19 protein-coding genes are annotated in these 16,781 nt (G+C 55.2%); 11 read left to right on the forward strand and 8 right to left on the reverse strand.

Annotated elements, in window-relative coordinates; genetic code table 11:
* Positions 1-11 precede the first annotated feature (11 nt).
* Positions 12-623: a DUF502 domain-containing protein gene (locus L2W48_RS07000; protein WP_236099442.1), complete on the forward strand. Its 612-nt coding sequence runs from the start codon at positions 12-14 to the stop codon at positions 621-623.
* On the opposite strand, the gene cysK is transcribed toward L2W48_RS07000, so the two are convergent.
* From cysK to L2W48_RS07015, 3 genes are all read right to left on the reverse strand, one after another.
* The gene (gene cysK / locus L2W48_RS07005; RefSeq protein WP_236099441.1) at positions 620-1,543 is read right to left on the reverse strand and encodes a cysteine synthase A; all 924 of its coding nucleotides are present in this window, start codon (positions 1,541-1,543) and stop codon (positions 620-622) included. The genes L2W48_RS07000 and cysK overlap by 4 nt on opposite strands.
* The gene (cysE, locus tag L2W48_RS07010; protein ID WP_236099440.1) at positions 1,543-2,184 is read right to left on the reverse strand and encodes a serine O-acetyltransferase; all 642 of its coding nucleotides are present in this window, start codon (positions 2,182-2,184) and stop codon (positions 1,543-1,545) included. The genes cysK and cysE overlap by 1 nt, the downstream gene beginning before the upstream one ends.
* Positions 2,185-2,507: 323 nt before the next feature.
* On the reverse strand, positions 2,508-4,118 hold the full coding sequence (locus L2W48_RS07015; protein ID WP_407928679.1) for a dipeptidase: 1,611 nt from the start codon (positions 4,116-4,118) through the stop codon (positions 2,508-2,510).
* Positions 4,119-4,346: 228 nt separating this feature from the next.
* Here L2W48_RS07015 and L2W48_RS07020 point away from each other — a divergent pair, with 228 nt between their 5' ends.
* Positions 4,347-5,051 carry a DUF554 domain-containing protein gene (locus tag L2W48_RS07020; protein WP_236099439.1) on the forward strand — a complete coding sequence of 235 codons (705 nt, stop codon included), beginning with the start codon at positions 4,347-4,349 and terminating at the stop codon, positions 5,049-5,051.
* Between the two features lie 50 nt (positions 5,052-5,101).
* On the opposite strand, the gene L2W48_RS07025 is transcribed toward L2W48_RS07020, so the two are convergent.
* Positions 5,102-5,992, reverse strand: coding sequence for a YitT family protein (locus L2W48_RS07025; protein WP_236099438.1), 891 nt, complete (start codon positions 5,990-5,992; stop codon positions 5,102-5,104).
* Between the two features lie 135 nt (positions 5,993-6,127).
* On the opposite strand from L2W48_RS07025, the gene L2W48_RS07030 reads away from it, so the two are divergent.
* The 7 genes from L2W48_RS07030 (at position 6,128) to L2W48_RS07060 (ending at position 10,926) form a co-directional block, all read left to right on the forward strand.
* Positions 6,128-6,286 carry a hypothetical protein gene (locus L2W48_RS07030; protein ID WP_236099437.1) on the forward strand — a complete coding sequence of 53 codons (159 nt, stop codon included), beginning with the start codon at positions 6,128-6,130 and terminating at the stop codon, positions 6,284-6,286.
* A gap of 15 nt (positions 6,287-6,301) precedes the next feature.
* The gene (locus L2W48_RS07035) at positions 6,302-6,535 is read left to right on the forward strand and encodes a thioredoxin family protein (RefSeq protein WP_236099436.1); all 234 of its coding nucleotides are present in this window, start codon (positions 6,302-6,304) and stop codon (positions 6,533-6,535) included.
* Between the two features lie 15 nt (positions 6,536-6,550).
* Positions 6,551-7,249, forward strand: coding sequence for a cytochrome c biogenesis CcdA family protein (locus L2W48_RS07040; protein WP_236099435.1), 699 nt, complete (start codon positions 6,551-6,553; stop codon positions 7,247-7,249).
* Positions 7,250-7,376: 127 nt separating this feature from the next.
* Positions 7,377-8,420 carry a TRAP transporter substrate-binding protein gene (locus L2W48_RS07045; protein WP_236099434.1) on the forward strand — a complete coding sequence of 348 codons (1,044 nt, stop codon included), beginning with the start codon at positions 7,377-7,379 and terminating at the stop codon, positions 8,418-8,420.
* Between the two features lie 4 nt (positions 8,421-8,424).
* The gene (locus L2W48_RS07050) at positions 8,425-8,928 is read left to right on the forward strand and encodes a TRAP transporter small permease (RefSeq protein WP_236099433.1); all 504 of its coding nucleotides are present in this window, start codon (positions 8,425-8,427) and stop codon (positions 8,926-8,928) included.
* Entirely contained in the window at positions 8,925-10,217 is a 1,293-nt protein-coding gene (locus tag L2W48_RS07055; protein WP_236099432.1) for a TRAP transporter large permease, read from the forward strand. Before L2W48_RS07050 ends, L2W48_RS07055 begins: the two co-directional genes overlap by 4 nt.
* Positions 10,218-10,233: 16 nt before the next feature.
* Complete coding sequence (locus tag L2W48_RS07060; protein ID WP_236099431.1) at positions 10,234-10,926, forward strand: M15 family metallopeptidase; 693 nt, start codon at positions 10,234-10,236, stop codon at positions 10,924-10,926.
* Between the two features lie 81 nt (positions 10,927-11,007).
* On the opposite strand, the gene L2W48_RS07065 is transcribed toward L2W48_RS07060, so the two are convergent.
* The 4 genes from L2W48_RS07065 to L2W48_RS07085 all read right to left on the reverse strand — a co-directional run bounded on the left by L2W48_RS07065 (position 11,008) and on the right by L2W48_RS07085 (position 14,512).
* Positions 11,008-11,487 carry a methylated-DNA--[protein]-cysteine S-methyltransferase gene (locus tag L2W48_RS07065; protein WP_268906503.1) on the reverse strand — a complete coding sequence of 160 codons (480 nt, stop codon included), beginning with the start codon at positions 11,485-11,487 and terminating at the stop codon, positions 11,008-11,010.
* A 1-nt stretch (position 11,488) separates the two neighbouring features.
* Complete coding sequence (locus L2W48_RS07075) at positions 11,489-11,965, reverse strand: hypothetical protein (protein WP_236099430.1); 477 nt, start codon at positions 11,963-11,965, stop codon at positions 11,489-11,491.
* Positions 11,966-11,968: 3 nt separating this feature from the next.
* Positions 11,969-13,033, reverse strand: a complete 1,065-nt coding sequence (locus L2W48_RS07080; protein WP_236099429.1) for a DUF362 domain-containing protein — start codon at positions 13,031-13,033, stop codon at positions 11,969-11,971.
* Positions 13,034-13,141: 108 nt separating this feature from the next.
* Positions 13,142-14,512, reverse strand: coding sequence for an MATE family efflux transporter (locus L2W48_RS07085; protein WP_236099428.1), 1,371 nt, complete (start codon positions 14,510-14,512; stop codon positions 13,142-13,144).
* A gap of 129 nt (positions 14,513-14,641) precedes the next feature.
* On the opposite strand from L2W48_RS07085, the gene L2W48_RS07090 reads away from it, so the two are divergent.
* Together L2W48_RS07090 and L2W48_RS07095 are read left to right on the forward strand one after the other, a co-directional pair.
* Positions 14,642-15,574: an MBL fold metallo-hydrolase gene (locus L2W48_RS07090; RefSeq protein ID WP_236099427.1), complete on the forward strand. Its 933-nt coding sequence runs from the start codon at positions 14,642-14,644 to the stop codon at positions 15,572-15,574.
* A gap of 15 nt (positions 15,575-15,589) precedes the next feature.
* On the forward strand, positions 15,590-16,759 hold the full coding sequence (locus L2W48_RS07095) for an amidohydrolase (RefSeq protein ID WP_236099426.1): 1,170 nt from the start codon (positions 15,590-15,592) through the stop codon (positions 16,757-16,759).
* Positions 16,760-16,781: the final 22 nt, after the last annotated feature.

Raw genomic sequence — 16,781 nt, forward strand, 5'->3', positions numbered from 1 at the left:
TGCGACCGCAGATGACGGAAACGGAAAGACCGATGCAGGAAGAGGAAGAGAAAAAACCGTCCCTCCTGAAGAGATTCGGGAGAAACTTCGTCACAGGACTTCTGGTATTTCTGCCGCTGGCCATACTCATATTTATAGTAAGGCTCCTGGTGCAGACCTTGACCACCGTCGCCAAGATACTCTTCGGCTTCACCGAATCGGTGGAGATGACCATGATCATGTTCGTATCCATAGTATTCGTGATAACCTACGCCGGGAGCAAGTTCGCCCGCAGAGAACGATGGACCCTGAACTCGCTGGAGAGAGCCATAGTGGCCATCCCTTTGGTCGGGTCTTGGTACGAGACCATAAAGGACCTGGTCGGATCCTTCACGGGGACAGGGAAGACCGACGCATATCTGGGGGTGGTGCGGATACCCATGGGCCCGGGGCATCTTCTGGGTTTCGTCACCAGAAGGGACGTGGAGCCGGACGGCAGAGTTATGCTCAGCATATTCATGCCCACGGCCCCCAACCCTACATCCGGAATAGTCATGTTCTTCTGCGAGGATGACATAACCTACGTAAACATATCTCCGGAGCACGCCTTCAAGATCATCATCTCGCTGGGACTGAAGCGCTAGGAGAACATCCCCGTGCTGAGATACTTTTCCCCTCTGTCGGGCAAAACCGTCACCACCAAACCTTCGGGGCCGATCTCCCTGGCCTTCACCACAGCGGCGTGGAGATTTGCCCCGGAGGATATTCCGCAGAGGAGACCCCATCGAGAGACCAGCAGCCTGGCTCCATCCCTCGCCTCTTCGTCGTCTACTGCGACGATCTCGTCGATCAAATCGACGTCCAGGACCTTGGGAACGAAGCCGGCTCCGATGCCCTGGATGTCGTGAGAACCGGAACGGCCTCCGGACAGCACGGAGCTTCCCTTAGGCTCCACAGCGACCACCGAAAAAGAACGTCCTGCCCCTCTGAAGGCTTCGGCGATTCCGGTCAAGGTACCGCCGGTACCGACCCCCGCCACGAAGGCATCTATCCGCCTTCCCCAGAGATCACGGAGTATCTCCTGACCGGTGGTCACCCTATGGGCCCAGGGGTTCCCGGGATTGGAAAACTGGTCCATCGTCAAGGCTCCGGGGATCTCCGCTACCAGCTCCTCCGCCCTTCGGACGGCCCCCATCATACCCTCTCCTGCGGGAGTAAGGACGACCTCGGCTCCGTAAGCCTTCAGCAAAGACCTCCGCTCGACCGACATGGACTCGGGCATGGTCAGCATTACCTTGAGCCCCAGACCTCGACTCAACATGGCCAGAGCTATTCCGGTATTGCCCGAGGTGGGCTCCACCACGACGGTCCCATCGCAGAGTTCCCCTCGTTCCTCCGCCCGACGGAGCATCCCCCAGGCGGCCCTGTCCTTTATGGACCCTCCTACGCCGTTCCCCTCTATCTTCAGGGCTATCTCCGCACCGTCCTCGAAGGGACGCACCACGATCATAGGACTCTCCCCTATGGCCTTCGACTTGACCAGCTCGTCCACCTTATATCTCATCACGCGACCTCCATGTTTTTTCCAATCCCGGCCATCGAGGCCTCCATGTCGGCTAGACGACGTTCCAACTCGGCCACCTTTACCGCAAGCCGAGGCTCTCCGTCCTTTATTCCTGCCGGCTCTCCAACTACCGTTACACCGTAGGGAACATCGTCCAACACCACGCTGCCCGCCCCTATACGGGCTCCGTCTCCTACCTTCACAGCTCCGAGGACCAGTGCTCCCGCACCTATGATTACTCCATTCCCGATCGACGGGTGTCTCTTTCCCTTCACGTTTCCTCTGCCGCCCAAGGTCACTCCATGATACAGGACCACGTCGTCGCCCACTTCGGCGGTCTCTCCCACCACGACCCCCATTCCGTGATCTATGAAGACCCTCCTGCCGAGGACGGCTCCGGGATGGATCTCCACTCCGGTGAACCATCGGGCAAGCTGACTTATTATCCTGGGAACCAGCGGAACTCTCCAAAGACCCATCCGATGGGTGACTCTATGAGCCCATATGGCGTGAATACCGGGATAGCATAGGAGCGCCTCCAAAACGCCTAGCCATCCGTCCGGAAGAGCCGGATCCTCTCTTTTGATTACCTCCACGTCCTCGATCAGACGACCGAAAAAACCCTTGTTTTCACTTTTCATGGCTCAGACCTCCCGAAAAAGACAAAACCGTAGCGATCGAAGACGAAACAAAAAAACGGAACCGCCCTTACAGGGCGATCCCGTTGAGATCCCGTATTACCGGGTATATTCGTCAAGAGAGTTGTCGTATCCGTCTCGCGGACCGCAACGGGCCAATATGCCCCGCAGTCCACGACTGCGGCGGATCAGTAGTTCATCCACCGACAACAACAGCTGAAAAAATTGAGAGCTTCTAGACGGACGTACATATGACTATCTCCCTTCATCTGTCTTGATTATCAGGCAAGATAACATAGACCGACCGATACAGTCAACCCCTTTTTTCAGTGGAACTTGTTGTTGTTATACTTGGTTATGAGGTTCCAGTTAAGCCCCCACCAGGCTCTTTCCACCTGGTCCATGCACTCTAATGTGAAATCGGTGAGGTATTCCCTGGCCTTCTCTGGACTCTCTTTGTACAGCTTGGCAGCCTTGGCGTCCACCTCGGCTATGCGATCGAAGAACCCCTTCTCCATGGGATCTCTCACAGCTCTAAGATCGGTCATGGCATCGCCGTAACGATGGTTTACCAGCTCATCGGAGAGGATGAACCCCCACTGGGTCGACTCGAGGCTAAACTGTTCGCGATCGAAGGTTCTCCAGCTCTCCTTTGTGTCGGTCACGCCGTTGTATATGGGCACGTAGCAGCTGGTATGGGGGTTATCGTAGCCGAACCAGAGAATGGTCCTCATAACATCCGGAACGTCACTCCTGGCCTGGGAGACGAAGCTGTAGGCACAGTCCCATTTGGAGACGGGACGGTTGTAATCGATTCCCAGAAGGCGACGAACGTCCCTGTTGGGGAACGGGGTTGCCAGAGGGCTCTTGACGCACTTCTCTCCGTCCCTGACGTACCAGGCCCCGTCTTCGTACATGTCGAAGGGGGTTCCGGTCATGTGGCTTCTGAGCATCTCCATCACGTCAGCCACGGATATCTTCTTCTCCGGCTTGATGGCGAAGGGATAGGACATGGTCTCTGCATTGGGATCCCACTCTCTGGAGGGAGCCAGGATCTTGTGGATCGTGTGAAGCCTGTTGCGGACCCACATGGACGAAAGGGCCCAGTCGTCGTTTCCGGTTAGGGAAGAATAGGCCCTCTGCCAGATGAAGGGCTCGCCCCCTTCGAGGTCGTACCATCCCATGTCTATGGCAAACTGCCTGTACCCCTCGGCGACCATGAAATTATCCTTGTCGTCTGGATCGATCTCCTGAATACGACTCATGTTCGGGACCACGACGACCATATCGTCCGGGACCCTCTGGGCGACCCATATGGCTCCGGGCTTGCCGCTCTCGGGAGTCCACATCATGCCGGTGCTGCGAAGCTCGAATATCCAGGCCTCCTCCGAGTCGGTCACGGAGAGACATTCTCCCTCGCTGCCGCAGGAGGGAAGGAAGCCGTACTTCTCTGCCAGATCTCCCATAACCCTTATGGCCTCCCTGGCCGTCTTACCCCTCTGAAGGCCGAATACCTCCAGCTGCTCCACAGTCATGATGGCCCTGGCGTCGGGGCGGAAGGTCTTGAGCTCTTCCTTCTGACCGATGGTGGTCTCTCCTATGGCCACTCCGTGCTCGTTCATGAAGGGATATCCCACGTGGAAGTAGGAATAGGTCTTCTCCACCTGGGGGATCTCACCTATCTTGACCGCTGGACCGTATTCCTCGTTGGTTATGTTCCAAAACACCGAAGCGGTCTCGCCTTTCTCATGGGTCCTTCCGGGAATAATCCTGACCCTGGCGTCGTAGAAGGCACCGTCGGCGGTATGGGAAGTTATCACCGATCCGTCCACGGTGGCGTCCTTACCAGCCACGATGTCGGTACAGCCGAGGGATGGACCTACCATAAATACGGAAATAGCCAGAGCGCCTATGAAGCGTATTGCGGATTTTCTCACAGGTATCTCTCCTTTCGTTCCAAACAACTCGTATCGTCGAAACCACGCCAACCCCGTAAATACACCTCCATCGTCTTCAATCTACCTATTTCCGACTTAGGAATCAACTTTATGTTCTATTCTTTTCCGTTTTGTTCGTTTTTTTACGCGAGCCTATCGACATGGAGGCAATTGAGGGGTTTGTGTGCTATCATCTCTTTCTATATTCGAGCTTAAGGAGGCAACTATATGTGGTTGCGACAGATAGCCGAACATATACCGCTCTTCGGATCGATAGCCAACGCCGTCGCTATCGTCATAGGAACGTTGTTCGGCCTGACTTTCAGATCCAACCTGCCGTCCTCGGTCACCACGGCGGCTTTTCACTCTATCGGTCTCGTGACCCTTTGGCTAGGGGTGTCCATGACGGGATCCACCGGTAACGTTCTGGTGCTGGTGTTCAGCGTCGTTGCAGGCACAATAGCGGGGGAGTTTCTCGATCTGGACGGAAGGCTCCGAAGAGGAGCCGAATCCCTACAGAAGAAGATAGGGGCGTCGGGGAACGCAACGGAGGGATTCATGACCGCCTCGTTGGTGTTCTGCATGGGGTCCATGGCGATACTGGGAGCCATAGAGGAAGGGGTCGGAGACTGGCCGAGGCTCCTCCTTACTAAGTCGCTGATGGACGGCATTGGGTCGGTGGCCTTCACCGTATCGCTTGGAGTCGGAGTAGGCCTGTCGGCTATATCGGTCTTCCTGTATCAAGGATCCATAACCCTTGCCGCCAGTGCCCTTCAACCTTACATGACCCAGACCATGATAGACGAGATCTCGGCGGTCGGAGGGATAATGCTCATAGGGATAGGCCTGGGAATACTGGAGATAAAGAGGATAAAGGTGATGAACATGCTGCCGGCACTCCTCGTGGCGGCAATCATATCGGCTTTCATCTAGCCATACGGGAAAGAGCGGGGGACTCCCCTCCTCTTTCCCGTATTCTATTTTTAGATGTGTTTCCAGTGCTTGAAGCCCTCTCCAACCACCTCGGCGACGTCGGATAGGACGATGAAGGCCCTGGGATCTACGGACACTACGAAACGCTTGAGCTCCATGGCCTGCCTCCTGTTTACGACCACTATAAACATCATCCTCTCGTCGCCGGTATAGGCCCCCTCGGCCTTTACAACCGTGGCGCTCTTGCCAAGTATCTCGAGGATAAATCGTCGGACCTCGTCGTCTTTGGACGTTATCACCGTGACCTGTTTTCTCCTGTCGAAGGACTTCAGGACGCTGTCTATGACCAAGCTCTCCACATACAGGGCAATGCCTCCGAGCAATAATTTCTCCAGATCTACGACGAACCATGATCCGAGAAGTATGGCTATGTTTATGTAAAAAGAGTACATACCGACGTCGACTCCCCACCTCTTCCTGGCAGCCATCACTATGACGTCGGTCCCCCCTGTGGAGGCCCCCACACGAAACACCAATCCTATACCCAGCCCACCGAAAACACCGGCCAGAATAGCCGCCAGAAACTCGTCCTGTAGCATCGGATAGGAGAACAGCTCGAAAAACGCCACAGCCCCGGAGGTTAGCATAGAGACGTAAAGAGTCCAGAGAACGAACCGAGGAGACAGGACCTTCCATCCCCAGCCAAGCAGAAAAACGTTTCCGAAAGCTATGACCCACGCAGGAGAGATATTCCAGACATATTTTGTCAAAATAGCGATTCCGGCCAGACCGGCACCGGCAAAACGATAGGGAATAGTGAGAGCAACTATGGCAAAGCTCATCAGAACAGTCCCAACGGTAGCTAGCCAAAAAGTGTTCCACTCCCTGCGGACCAATTCCGCAAAACGCCCTACAAGGCGATTAGGCGACATAAACTCCATTTCAAACCTCCCACTAAAAATTCCGAGAAATAAAGAAAGCTCTCTAAACACCATGATAGGTATTTTTACCTATCTAAATCGACGAGGATACCTTATAATAAGCGTAGGATATTCCACCGAAAGGAGGCGGAGCAGATGAACACGAGAAAGATAATAACCCTGGTGACCGTCTTTCTGATCATCGGGGGAACGTTGTACTTCAAGGGACTGAAAGGCACGGAGACACCTGCTACAGCGGAGGACAATGCATCGGAGAATTATCCTATCCTCCTCGACCTCAGCGCACCGGGCTGACCTGCCTGCGTCGAGATGGCGCGAATCCTGGAAGGGTTCGAGGAAGGGTACGACGGCGTAACGGTCAGAAAGATAAACCTCATGGAGAACATGGACTACGCGAAAAAATACGGAGTAAGGGTGGTCCCCACATTGGTATTCCTGTCCCCTGAGGAAGAAGTGCTCCTAAAGCACGAGGGGATAATGAACTCCGAACAGCTCAAGGACAGCTGGAAGGAGCTCGGATACGAACTGGAGGACTTGAAATGACCGGGAGGTATCGCCTTGGGTAACCTACTGGCCGCGGTCCAAGCCGCCCTATCTGGCACAGGCTCTGCGGCACTTGTAGCGGCCTTCGTATGGGGCATATTCAGCGTCCTTTTGAGCCCTTGCAGCTTGGTGAGCATACCACTTGTAGTCGGTTATATCCAGGGGCAGGAGGAAAAGGGAACGAAGAACGCTCTCCTGGTCTCGGGAGCCTTCTCCCTGGGGATACTGGTCAATATAGCCCTGGTAGGAATGGTGATCGCCTCCGCAGGAGCTCTCATGCAGGGACTCAGCTCCGCCATGAACTACATCGTATCGGCGGTGCTCTTCGTCTTCGGCCTTCATCTTCTGGACGTGATAACGATCCCCTGGTTCGTTTCGGGAAACGTAAAGGCCGGGAACAAAAAGGGTCTGCTAGGAGCCCTGGCTCTTGGAACGGTATCCGGAATGGCGCTTGGCCCCTGCACCTTCGCCTATATGGCCCCTATGTTGGTCATAGCCATGAAGGCATCGACGGACAGCCTCGCCAGGGGGGCGTCCATAGTAACACTCTACGGCCTGGGCTACGCTTTGGTCATTCTACTGGCCGGGACCTTCGCGAACGGATTGGACCGATACATGAACTGGACCGACAACAGCAAAGGGCCTTTCGTGATCTCCCAGATATGCGGATGGCTCGTGGTGGCAGCTGGAGCCTACTTTCTCTACGTTGCCTAGAAAAGGATACAGATGGAGCGTGCCGTTCAGGTACGCTCCATCTTTTGTTGCAAAAACACCTCCGAGTATTTAGAATTGACGATACAGGGCTTCGCTCTGACATATCATCGAAGGGAAGTGTTTTATCGTGAAAGTCTTCAGGCGTACGTCGACGATACTGCTTATGTCCTTGATATTGATGGGACTCACCGCGGTAACCTCTACGGCGGTGACGGTGAAGATGTCCTACAACGGACCGCCGAAAGCGGAGGACAACGCAGTCCACGCCTTCGCGGAAAACTTCAAGAAGTTGGTCGAGGAGGGAACCGAGGGACGGGTTACCTTCGAGCTCTTCCCCGATAGCCAGCTGGGGACGGAAGAGGAGCGAATGGAGCTCCTGATGAAGACCGGCCTTAACCAGCCGATGGCCAATATAGCCTCCTTCGCCGGAGTGGCTCCGGTTTTCCCCGAGATATACGCCTCGTCCATACCCTTCATGTTCGATTCCTACGAGGCGGCCCACATATTCTTCGATAAAAGTCAGTACTGGAAGAAAGCCCAGGAGGAGTTCCGCAACAGGACCGGGGCGGTGCTGCTGGAGGCGGTCGAGGAAGGCGGATTCCTGGCCTTCACCAACTCGAAGAGAGCCATACACGGCCCGGACGACTTCAAGGGACTCAAGTTCAGAGGAATGGACGAGGGTCAGTTGGCCATATACAAGGCCTTCGGAGCCAGCGGAACACCCATCCCCTGGACGGAACTCTACATGGCCCTCAAGACCGGTGTCGTTGACGGTCAGATGAACCCGGCCATGTACATAATCATAGGTAGCCTCTACGAGGTACAGAAATACATGACTCTGGCCAATATACAGTACTCCGATCAGTTCTTGGTCATGAACGGTGACCTGTTTGATTCCCTCTCCGAGGAGGATCGCAGGGTAGTCGTCGAGGCGGGCAAGGAGGCCAACCGCATCAGCCGCATGGAGGTGGAGGCGGCTGACTCCAAACAGGTGCAATACCTGAAGGAAAAGGGTATGGAGGTATACTCTCCCGACGAAAACGAGATGGATCAGTTCAGAGAAAAGGGACAACCGGAATACATAAAATGGCTCAAGACCAAGGCGAGTCAGGAATGGCTGGACCTGGCGGTGCAATGCGCCACCAGAGCGAACGAGGCGTCAAAGGAATAGCGCTATGGACGGCTCGAGCGACCTCGGAAAAGTCCAGAGGATGGCCGTCGCCATGGAGCGACTCAGCGCCGTGGTGGCCGGCTTTCTCCTGTTGGTCAACGTGGGAGATATAGTGCTAGGCATCTTCTTCCGTTACGTTATGAAAAGCTCGATCATATGGACCGAGGAGGTAGCTCGATATTCCCTGGTTTGGTTGGTGATGTTGGGCGCGGCGGGAGCCCAGGCAAATGGGGACCATATGTCGATAGACTTTCTGGCGCCGCGTTTCCCAAGATGGCTGAAAAAGGTCTCCTACATAGCCAGGATGGGAATACAGGCGGTGGTACTGATCCTCCTGATATGGCTCGGCAGCAAGAACGTCGCAGGGACCTGGACCATGAAGACCATGGCTCTAGGCATCCCCAAGGCCATTCCGCTCATGGCCGTTCCCATCGGCATGTCCATGTTGTTGATGCAGCTCCTGCTCCAGGAGCTGCATCGCCCCTCAGACGGAGGTGACCGGTCATGACGGGACTCATGCTCCTGGGAGGGTTCTTCCTCCAGATGGCTCTGGGAGTGCCCCTCTACGCCTCCTTGTTGTTCACGGGATTTCTCGGCATATTGGGTACTGGAAACCTGACGCTCCTCAGGGCCATTCCGCAGCAGTTCTTCGGAGGAATGGACGTTTTCTCGCTGATGGCCATTCCCTTCTTCATACTGGCCGGAAGCCTGATGAACCGTTCTGGACTGACCGATCGACTGATCGACTTCAGCCGTCTGTTAGTAGGGTCGGTCCGGGGGGGGCTGGGATACGTAAACGTGGTGGGAGGCATTATTCTGGCTGGGGTAAACGGTTCCGCCGCGGCGGACGCCTCGGCCCTGGGATCCATTCTGATACCGGCAATGGAGAAAGAGGGTTTTCCCAAAGCCTATGCCGCAGGGCTTACCGCCGGAAGCTCGCTGATAGGCCCGATAATACCGCCCAGCATATTCATGATAATCTACGCCGCCATGACCAACACATCCATAGGTGGGCTGTTCGCCGCTGGGGTGGTCCCGGGGCTGGTCCTCGGGCTGGCCTTCATGGTCATGAACTGGTTCTTCTCCAAACGCTACAAGGTTCCCATGACCGACACCGCCGCGGTTAGGGCCAGGGCCAAGACCATACTGAGAAAGTCAGTAGCGGCACTAATTGCGCCACTGATAATAGTCGGAGGTATCGTGACCGGGGTGGTGACCCCAACCGAGTCAGGAGCTCTGGCTGTGGTCTACTGTCTGCTGGCGGGGATAGCCGTCACAAGGCAACTGACATGGTCCGGCCTCTGGGACTCGATCTACGAGACGGTCAGGCTCACCAGCGCCATCTTTCTGATAATGGGAGCCGCTACGGTGGTAGGGTGGTTTCTAAAGTGGGAGAGGGTAACACAGAAATTCGCCTCTGTGATAGTGGGGATGGGACTGTTGGAACATCCTTGGCTGCTGATGCTAGTGCTCAGCTCCATAATTTTCGTCATAGGGATGTTCATGGAGGAGGTGGCGGTGCTCACCTTGCTGACCCCTGTCTTCGCCCCTCTGGCGGTAAAGGCGGGGATAGACCCATTCCACTTCGGCATAGTAATGACCTTGAACGTGACGATAGCATTGATAACCCCTCCCGTCGGGGCCTGCAACTATATCGTGGCAGCGGTGGGCAAGGTACCGCTAGGAGACCTGTTCCGGGAGATATGGCCCTTCATAGCGGTGGCCATGACCGTGTTGATGGCCATAATATCCTTTCCGGCGATAACGGTCACGTTGCCCCGAATGTTAGGTCTCTAGTGACGGAGGTGAAAATATGACGAAAAAAACCCCTCTTCTGGTCGAAAGCGGAGAGCCTCTCGTATCGGCCAGCCTGTACCCCGAAAAGATACTGTCCAGGCCTCAATATTTCATACAGGGCCTTAAGGAAAGCATCCCCGAGTCGTTTCTCCGAGTAGGGGTCTACGAACGGCTGGTAAGGGCGGCGGATCGCCTTCCGAAGGGATGGAAGTTCGTTCTTCTGGACTGCTGGAGAGCTCCCGAGCTACAGAGGGAGCTGTTCGACACCATAAAAGACGAGATTTTCAGGGACCATCCGGAACTATCGCCGGACGAGGTGGACCAAAGGGCCAGGATATTCGTGGCCTACCCCTCGACCGAGCCAGATCTCGTATCGGGACACTGTACGGGAGGATCGGTGGACCTGACCCTGGCGGACGAAAAAGGACGGGCCGTTCCCATGGGCTCGGGGTTCGACGAGACCTCCGAGAGGTCCTACACCGACCACTACGACAGGACCCTGGAGAGTAAAGATGCCCTTTCCCAGGAGGAAGAGGATATACGGAACAACAGGAGGTTACTGCTGAATCTCATGGAGAGCGAGGGGTTCTCCAATTATCCCAATGAATGGTGGCACTTCGACTACGGCAACAGGAACTGGGCAATCAGAACAGGTCAGGAAAAGTGCATATACGGTTTCGTCCGTCCCAATATGAGATGGCGAAGTTGACGAAACAAACGATAGCCCCGCCCGGGCTCTATTTAGCCCGGGCGGGGCTATCTCATGGACAGACACTCGGAGAGATACCCTTCAGTCGAAATGGACTCCCTCTATAGCCAATAGTTTACTCTTGATCCCCAGTCCGCCGGAATATCCACCGAGAGAGCCGTCGGCCCCTATTACCCTGTGACAGGGGATAACCACCGGTATGGGGTTTCTGCCGTTGGCACCACCTACTGCTCTGCAGGCCTTCGGCTTGTCGATCGATGCGGCCAGCTGGGAATACGACACCGTGGTACCGTAGGGGATGGCCTTCAAGGCGTTCCATACCTTCAGCTGAAAATCGGTGCCGTTCAGGGAAAGAGGCAGATCGAATTCCCTCAGCTCTCCGGCAAAGTAGGCCCTAAGCTGTTCCACTGCCTCTCTGAGATCCGAGGGAGACCGTCGCCAACGGTCGAATAGAGACTTAGGGGCATCCTTGCCCTCGTACAGTCTGATCCTGCTGATCCCTACTTCGTCCATGACCACCAGGGCACCGCCCCATTCGGTCTCGACGTTGTCGTAGAGCATCTTACCTCAAGCCTCCCATTATGTTTACCATCCAACCGTAGAGGACCGGTATATGCTGAGGTTTAAAGGCGAAGGTAGCGAAGGCCCCCATGGCGACCACACTGTGTAGGATAGACAGGAACCCCTCGTATTTCTCCCTCAAGGCGATATAGCCCAAGGTCCACATACATATGGCCATACCTATGATGTAGAAGATAACCGGACTGCCTGCGTCGGGCAGATGGGTCATTATTCTTATCTTGAGGACCGCGTAGGCGGACCATCCCATCAGGAAATAGGCCTGAGCTATGAAAAACACCAGGTCCAGGGCCACCCTCAACAGCTTGCTCTGAAGATCGTCGCCAGTGGTATCGCCGAACTCCCCGGAGGCGATGGAGCGCCTGGTTCCGGACACGAAAGGGGTCACGTACCGAGCGTACAGCACCGCTATGATGTAACCCCACAGTATCAACGACAGTGTGAAAGAAAAAGCCTTCATGCGCTACATCTCCCTCAGAACGTAATCCAGATGGCCCAATCCGACGGCCTCTCCGTGACGAAGCTGCTCCATCGAATCGATCCTGTCGTACAGTTCCTTGAAGGGATCGGTCCCGGCCCTGGAGATCACCATATCGAGACAGGCCTTGTCCAAAGCTACAGGATCGGTCGAGGCGGCAAGTCCTATGTCGGGCACCACCGGGGCGTCGCTCCAGGGGACGCAATCGCACTGAGGCGTCACGTCCATTATGAAGTTCAAAAAAACCGTCTTTGTTTCCTTGTCCGCCACGGCTCCCAGGGCGTACTCGGCCATCCTCCGGTGAAACTGGACTACGTCGGTCCTCCAGTCCAGAGAGATCGCCGAGGCGGGACAGACAGTGAGACATTCGCCGCAGCCGATACAGACGTCCTTATCTATAACGGCCTTTCCTCCCGTCATGGAGATGGCCTTGACCGGGCAGTTTCTGAAACAACGGCCGCATCCCACGCATTTTTCGTCGTCTACCGACATCCTGGCCGAATGCTGCTCCTTCTTACCCTCGGCGGGAGCGCACCCCATGGCCAGATTCTTCACCGCACCTCCGAAACCCGCCATGACGTGCCCCTTGAAATGGGACAACACTATCATCGAGTCGGAGGAACGGATGTCCGAGGCTATCTTGACAGAGGAGAACATCTCTCCCCTCACGGGGATCTCCTGAAAGTTCCCGCTCCTGAGACCGTCGGCTATTACCAGAGGAGCCCCCGTTACCTCGTAACCGAAGCCGTGCTCTATGGCGGTCAGAAGATGGTCCACCGAGTTCTTCCTGCTGCCGGTGTAGAGAGTGTTCGTGTCTGTAAGAAAGGGCTTAGCTCCCTTTTCCTTGGCCCAGTCCACCGCTTTTCTCACGAAGATAGGGCGTATGAAACCGTCGCATCCCCTCTCGCCGAAATGGAGCTTTACCGCCGTAAGGTCCCCTTTTCGTAAAGTCCTTCCTCCGGCTGCTTCCAGAAGACGACGTATCTTGTTGCCCTTGTTGTCCTCCGGCGTCTTGCTCCTCATATCGCTGAAATAAACGGTCGAAGTCATCGGCTCCCCCCCTATAAAAACTGATCTGCTATTCCACAAGACTTAAAAAATCCCGTCCTCTATAATAGCAACTTTAGGGGACAAAAGCACGAAATGCCGGGACAGGATCTAAACCTTGACGACCATATCCGGAGGATTCACCCAACGGCGCATCTCCGCCCTGACCATGTACCAACCCAGCATACCGCCACCCACGTCGACGATCGGGAAAGAAAGCCATACTCCATCCACTCCCATCAGAGGGGGAAGTATAAACAACGGGGGCAACAGAAAGATCACCTGGCGGCATATATTGAGGATAAGGCTCTGTTTCGCCTTACCCAGGGCCTGAAATACGAACCCCGATATTATGGCGACTCCCGCCAGGGGGGCCCCTATATAGCCTATTCGGATGGCCCTCTCAGCCAAATCCAGCAGAGGCTCGCTCTCCTTGTTGAACAGCATGGCCATCTGCCTCGGGAAAAGCTCTGCAACTATCAACGAACAGAGGAAGAAAATCACCGCGGACGCCATGGCCATGCCGACGGTCTTCTTAACCCTGTCGAAATTCCCCGCCCCGTAGTTGTAGCCTATTATGGGTTGAGACGCCTCTCCTATACCGACCGCCGGCATGAACAGCAGACTGTCGAGGCTGAAGAAGATACCCATGGCAGAGACCGCCAGCTCCCCTCCCAGACGGCTCAGTGTACGGTTGAATATGACCATTACGAAGACGAAAAACATCTCCATCATGAAGGGAGAAAACCCCACAGCTATCATCTCCGCCATTATCCTCTTTCTGGGGCGGAAGCTCTCTCGGGTGAAACGAAGCTCGCCCATCCCCTTAAGATAGAACAGCAACACCCAGCAGGCGGCTCCCAACTGAGCCAGCACCGTCCCGAGAGCCGCCCCTTTAACTCCCATGCCCATCTTAACTATGAAAACCCAGTCCAGAAAGACATTGGTGCAGGCCCCAAGGATAAGGGTCCACATAGCATATCTCGGATGCCCCTCGGCCCTTATGAAGTAATTGCAGCAAAAGCTTATCAGCTGAAATGGAACGCCCCAAAGTATGACCGACATATAGGATCGAGTGAGAGGCATCAGGGTCTCGCTGGCACCGCAGAGATACATAAGCTCTTCCATAAAGGAAAAGACCAGCACCATGAGGACCACCGAGGAGATCAAGACGGCCAGGAAGCCGTTTCCCATGGCAAGTTGAGCCCTGTCTTGCTCGTTCTCCCCGAGTCTCCTGGATATCTGAGACGAGGTTCCCACTCCTATCAGAATACCGGTGGATATAACGAGAAGGAAAAACGGGAAAGCCACGGTTATAGCGGCTATCCCGTTAGGACCGACGGCGTGACCTATGAACATCCGATCCACTATGTTATAAAGGGCACTGGCGACCATTCCCACTATGGCTGGAAGGGAAAACTGAAAAAGCAGCCGCCAGATCGGGTCACTACCCATGCGCTCAGAACGTTCTTTAGATGTCATTTTTGCTACCTCCATATTTCATGCGACTCGCGGGTCGGTCAACCCATTCTACGACAAGATAGGAAAAAATGGCGATTTTTATATCGGTAATCTAAAAACATAAAGATAAAACCCCAAGGAGGTGCTACCATGAAAATCGATATCGTGTTGGAGACCTCCGACACATCTTTATACCTTGTGGATCTTCCACAGCCGATCGAGGGATTCGAACACTTCATATGCTCCTGGATACTGGAGGATCGAGCAAAAGAGATCGTGTCGGTGGTGGACTGCGGCCCCCGCTCCTCCATACCGGTACTGGACGGGGCCCTGAAATCTTTGAAACTACGGCCGGACAGACTTCTGCTTACCCATATCCACCTCGACCACGGAGGAGGTGCGGGAGATCTGTGTAGACTCTACCCCGACATGACTGTTACGGCACACCGAAGAGGGCACCGTCACCTGATGGACCCCGAAAGACTTTGGAAGGGAAGCCTTCTGGTGCTCGGAGACACGGCGACATCCTACGGAAAGCCACTGCCGGTACCGGAAAAATCTCTGAACTATGCCCTTTCAGATATATTTACAATAGAGACCCCGGGACACGCTCACCATCACCTGTCGTTCCTATATTCCGGGGACAGGAGGATACTCTTCGCAGGGGAGGTCGCAGGGGTATGTGCCGATCGCATGGTAAATCGATGGTACAGAGATAAAACAAAAAAGGCCCCCTACCTTAGACCGGCAGCCGCTCCCCCCTTCCGCATCGAAATTGTCAGAGAATCGCTCCGATCCATCCTGAAACTGGATCACGACCTGTTCTGTCCGGGACACTATGGACCGGTCGACGACGGAGCGACCTTCATGGAAAAAGCCCTTGACCAGCTGAATCTTTGGGAGGAGACTATCTCCCTAGCTCGTGAAGACGAGGATCCCGACGCCCTGGTGGGCCATCTCATCAAGACGGACCCGGCTTTGAAGCCCATGGAGGACTTTCTTCCCGAGGTGATATCGAGAGAGAGAGCCTTCATGACCAACAGCGTGAGGGGTTTTATGAAAGATATATCGGATAAAAACTGAGAGGAGACGTATTATATGCTGAAAGCCATAGTAGGAGGAACGGTAGAAACGATATCGTCCGGGACGATTCAGGGAGGTACCGTCCTGATAGAGAACGGCAGGATAAAAGAGGTCGGAGCGGGACTTTCCATACCAGGCGAAGCTGATATCGTAGACGCCTCGGGCATGACGGTCACCCCGGGCCTCATAGACGCACACACCCATATAGGGACCTGCCCGGAGGGAATTCCCTACTCCATGACTGACGAGAACGACATGACCGACCCGAGCACCCCTCAATTGAGGATATTGGACTCTATATACCCATTCGACGAAGCCTTCGGCGAGGCTAGGAAAGGAGGAGTGACGGCGGTGCAGGTCCTTCCGGGAAGCGCCAACGTCATAGGAGGACAGGGGGCCGTCATAAAAACCAGAGGTCTAGTCGTGGACGAGATGGCTGTCCTTGCCCCGTCCGGCATGAAGGCAGCCCTGGGAGAGAATCCCATAGGGGTCTACAAAGAGAAAAACCAGCTGCCAACCACGAGGATGGGCAACGCCGCCTGCATGAGGAACACCCTTCAGGAAGCCTTCAACTACAAGGCCGCCAAGGAACACTGGCTAGCCAAAAAAGACGAAAACAAGGATCCCTTCGAGATAAAACCCGGCATGGAGGCTCTGCTGCCGGTGGTGGAGAAAAAGATGCCCCTCAGGGTACACTGCCACAGGGCCGACGACATAGCGACGGCCGTAAGGACCGCCGAGGAATTCGGGATAGAGCTGACCCTGGAACACTGCACAGAAGGACACCTCATACTGGACTACCTGGCGTCGAAGAAAGTAATGGCGGCGGTAGGCCCCACCCTATCCTGCCGTCCTAAGATAGAGCTCAGACACATGACCTGGGACACCCTTAAGGTCTTCTCCGAGAGGGCGATCCACTTCTGCATAATAACGGACCACCCAGTGACCCCGGTCCACTCCCTGATGCTCTGCGCCACCATGGCCCACCGGGCTGGACTGTCCAGGGAAGAGGCCCTAAGGGCAGTAACCCTGTCCTCGGCTGAACATCTTGGCCTGGAGGCTAGAATGGGATCTCTGGAGCCGGGGAAGGACGGAGACATAGTCCTATGGAAGGGCGACCCCTTCGACGCAAGAACGGAGGTAGCCATAACCTTCATAGACGGAGTAGAGGTCTACAGGGCCTAGAAAAAAAGGCGGAGCCGGGATG

The sequence above is a fragment of the Dethiosulfovibrio russensis genome (genome assembly GCF_021568855.1).
In the GTDB taxonomy this organism is placed as follows: Bacteria; Synergistota; Synergistia; order Synergistales; family Dethiosulfovibrionaceae; genus Dethiosulfovibrio; species Dethiosulfovibrio russensis.